Consider the following 3347-nt stretch of genomic DNA (forward strand, 5'->3'; position numbering starts at 1 on the left):
ATGTTGCTTCGCCATTGGATTGGCCTTTCGCAAACCTCTTTGGGTCTGCGCACGCAGAAGCAAACCGACCTGCTAACAACCAGGGTCTAACGCCTGGCCGGGTACGTCACTCACCAGCCTATGCCGGGTCGAAGTTCCGTAGCATTCCCACAAATCGGTTTGCTTCTGCATTCTGCATGTTTTTGAAGATTGGTTAGACAGGGTGTCCCGGTGGAAACAGATACTCACCGGCAAGTCGCAAGGCTGTTAGACCAACAGCGACGCCAACACTTTGCCGAATCTGGTTTGACGTGTCAAGCGAATTTCAGAAACATTCCAGCGGCAACGGCTCGAACTCCAACGGCACCGGATCGCCGCGGCGTGATGTTTCCTCAATCACCACTCGGCCTTCGTGCTTCGTCAGTCGTGTTTCCAGCTTCGCCAATGCTGCCCGGTGAACCTGTTCGAAGTCACAATCATCGAGCAACTTTACATTGCAATCCATCCGACGAATGCGTTCATTTTCGTCCCATGTCGATCTGATCTCCCGGCACTTGGCCGCGATCTCCTCGGGTGATGGGAGGTAAACGGCGTCAGTCAATCCTTCGCTCCATTGTTGAAGACTTGGAACCATGAAACGATGCGGCCTCATTCATCGTCGAATGAAATCGCCACGTCAGCCAAAGCGTCCCGGCACTGACTGACCGCTTGGTTCACCATCTGAATCTGTTCTTTCGAAACACCTGGCCAGTGCTGCCGAACGGTTGCCGGCAGGCGGTCCAAGATCGTCACCATTGCCGCCACTCCGCGCTTGGTTGCGTCTTCCAACTGCGCGACGGTCGCAACATGGCTTTCGGCCCGATCATTCTCCCGCTTCATTTCGCGGTACCGTTCCTGTTCGAGTAACTCGCGAAAATCGGCGTTTTGATCGTAATCTTTGCGAATAAATCGAACGTATTGGGTGATTGCTGCCCTGGGATAGCTGCCATCTTTGTTTCGGTCGATCACGCCTTCATCGACAAGCTGCCCGATGCGTGGCGGGGTCACTCCGCAGATCGACGCCACGGCTTTGCGGGTGAGTTTATCCATGGGGAAGGAAAGCCCATTTTCAAATTTTGTAATCAGAGACAGGCCGGGGTGAAGCGACCCCCAAAACGCGAAACGCTAGGAAGGACCCGTAAAGCTCTGGCGTGCCACTTGCCCCCAACCATCGCCCAACGTTGCCGATCAGCGGAACCTTCCGCGTTTCGTGTTGAGCTTCCCGAGTTCTTGATTCGTGACCCGCAACAGATCCCGTTGTTCTCTCTGGTATTCCAATGCCCGGTCGTCGTTGTCGAATGTTGGCGCAAACGCTCCGATCTGTGACGCCACCATCGCGGATGTGGTCTGCAACATTTTGAATCGTTCGCTTTCAGGTCGTTCGCCCAACTGCTCATCAAGCAAGTTCTTGCGGTACTTGGTCAGCTCCTCCCGGCTCAACACGCCTTTGTTGACCAGTTCCACCGCTTCCCGAAGCTTCTCCGCGAACCGCTCGTTGTCGGTTTTGTTTTCGTCGCGGATCTGCCGGGCGGCGATGGTGTCGGGATCCGATGCGGCGAAGTCTTCACGCGCTTTTGCCACCGCCCTGGCTTTCAGGCCATCACGTAGGTCTGGGGCAGCTTGCTGAACAATCTTGGCAATCTCCGCCATCCGGTCGCGGAACACTTCCGCAGGCGTCTTCAAGCTGTCCTTCAACTGTTCAACCGGACTACTTGCACGGAACGCATCAGCGGCCGCTGCGAGTGCCCTTCTGAGGTTCTCGGGGTCATTCTTGAATAGTTCGCGGGCTTCCTTGATTGCGTCTTGGTATCGCTCCAACGGCGTCCTGAGTTGCTTCGCCATTTGGGCGGCGGCGTTGTTGGCTTTGAATTGTTCGATCGCTGCCTCTTTAGCTCGCCGGAACATCGCGGGTTCATTGGCGAACAATCTGGCGGCGTCCGTGACCGATTTGTTGAACACCTCGATCGGTGTCATCAGTTGTTCGCGGAGCGACTCACGGGCCTGGTTGGTTGGATCGTTCTTGCGGAACTCATCGGTTTCCTGCTTGGCGAACTTGCCAAACTCCGCCCGTGTGATCTTCCCGGCTTCAAGCAAACGCTGGGCACTTTGGATCCTGCCGCGGTATTCCTGCAACGCGGTTTGCATCGAGCGGATTTCGTTGGCGAGTTCCAAGTCAAGTTCCGGCGCGGCTGCCGTTGGGGTCGGCACCACTCGAGCTTTGTTGAAGTCCTTGTTGTTCGACAGGTCCGCAGGCACCGGCAGCCCTTCCGATCTGTAATACTCCGCCATCTTCGCCTGACGCTGCTTCTCCAGCTCGTCGCCGATCTTCTTCTCTTTTTCGAGTTGCCGTTGATAGTATCGCTCGGCCAACTTCATGGCGGCAGTGATTGCCACAATCAACAGCGTCCACGGGTTCACCAAAACGACTGCCAATCTCGCTGCCATACTGGTGAGGAATGAGAACAGGAACTTCGCCCCGGTCATGATGCCTGCCATCAAGCCCTTCAACGCCGTGCCAATCCCAGCGATGACGGCCTTGAACGCCAACCCCCGGATCATTGCCGCGGCTGAGCTGATCCCCTTTGTCAGCATCCCGAGAACACCGCCCACGCCTGACAGTTGCACCAACGCAATCGCCCCCATCGCGGTCAACTGGGTGCCAATCAGTGCAATCGCAGTCCCCACGGCCGCGGCTGCTGCACCGATCCCAGTGAGCACGACTGCAACCCCTGCTCCCAATTGCGAGAACACCGGGAAGGCTTCCAATAGGTCGTTGATCTTGCTTACCAACCAAGTGACGCCACGCACCGCGGCTGTCATGGGTTCGATCAATGCGGCACCAATCGCAATGGACAGTCGTTTCAGCTCTGATTTGAGCCCCTTCACGCTGTTCACATACTCATCGGAAGTTCGCAGCGCGTCCCCCTGTGCGTCTTGCGTGCCTTGAAGGGTGATTTCCAAGATGGCCAGCGCCTTTTGATAGCTGGTCAAGTTGCTTGGGTCGAATCCCATCGTCAAGGCTTGCGCCTTGATCGCGGCGGCGGATGCTTGAACCCCAAAAGCTTTAAGGTTCTCAGTGTTTCCAACGAGCCCGCCTAGAAGCCGACGAAGCGATTCACCGTCATCAATGTTTTTGAATGACCCAAGATCGATGGCGAGTTTCGTGACCGTTTTGGACAGTTCAGCGGCTTCCCTTCGGTCAAACCCGAGTGGAACGAAAGTGTCTTGCGACAATGCCAAGAACTCGAGCAACTGGGCTTCTGAGCGTTTGACCTGATTACCATAATCTTTGCCCCATGCCCGAATCGCTGTGGACTGATCCTTGAAAA

3 protein-coding genes are annotated in these 3347 nt (G+C 56.1%); all 3 read right to left on the minus strand.

All coding sequences use genetic code 11. The annotated features are described in order from the left end of the window. Window positions 1-304: 304 nt before the first annotated feature. Entirely contained in the window at window positions 305-580 is a 276-nt protein-coding gene (locus ACF8AM_RS14290) for a hypothetical protein (protein ID WP_392556281.1), read from the minus strand. A gap of 47 nt (window positions 581-627) precedes the next feature. Continuing rightward, window positions 628-1068 carry a hypothetical protein gene (locus tag ACF8AM_RS14295; RefSeq protein ID WP_392556282.1) on the minus strand — a complete coding sequence of 147 codons (441 nt, stop codon included), beginning with the start codon at window positions 1066-1068 and terminating at the stop codon, window positions 628-630. Window positions 1069-1206: 138 nt separating this feature from the next. Continuing rightward, window positions 1207-3347, minus strand: a 2141-nt coding sequence (locus ACF8AM_RS14300) for a hypothetical protein (RefSeq protein WP_392556283.1), incomplete at its 5' end; no start/stop codon positions are given.

Source organism: Rhodopirellula sp. JB055 (assembly GCF_043100905.1).
GTDB lineage: Bacteria > Planctomycetota > Planctomycetia > Pirellulales > Pirellulaceae > Rhodopirellula.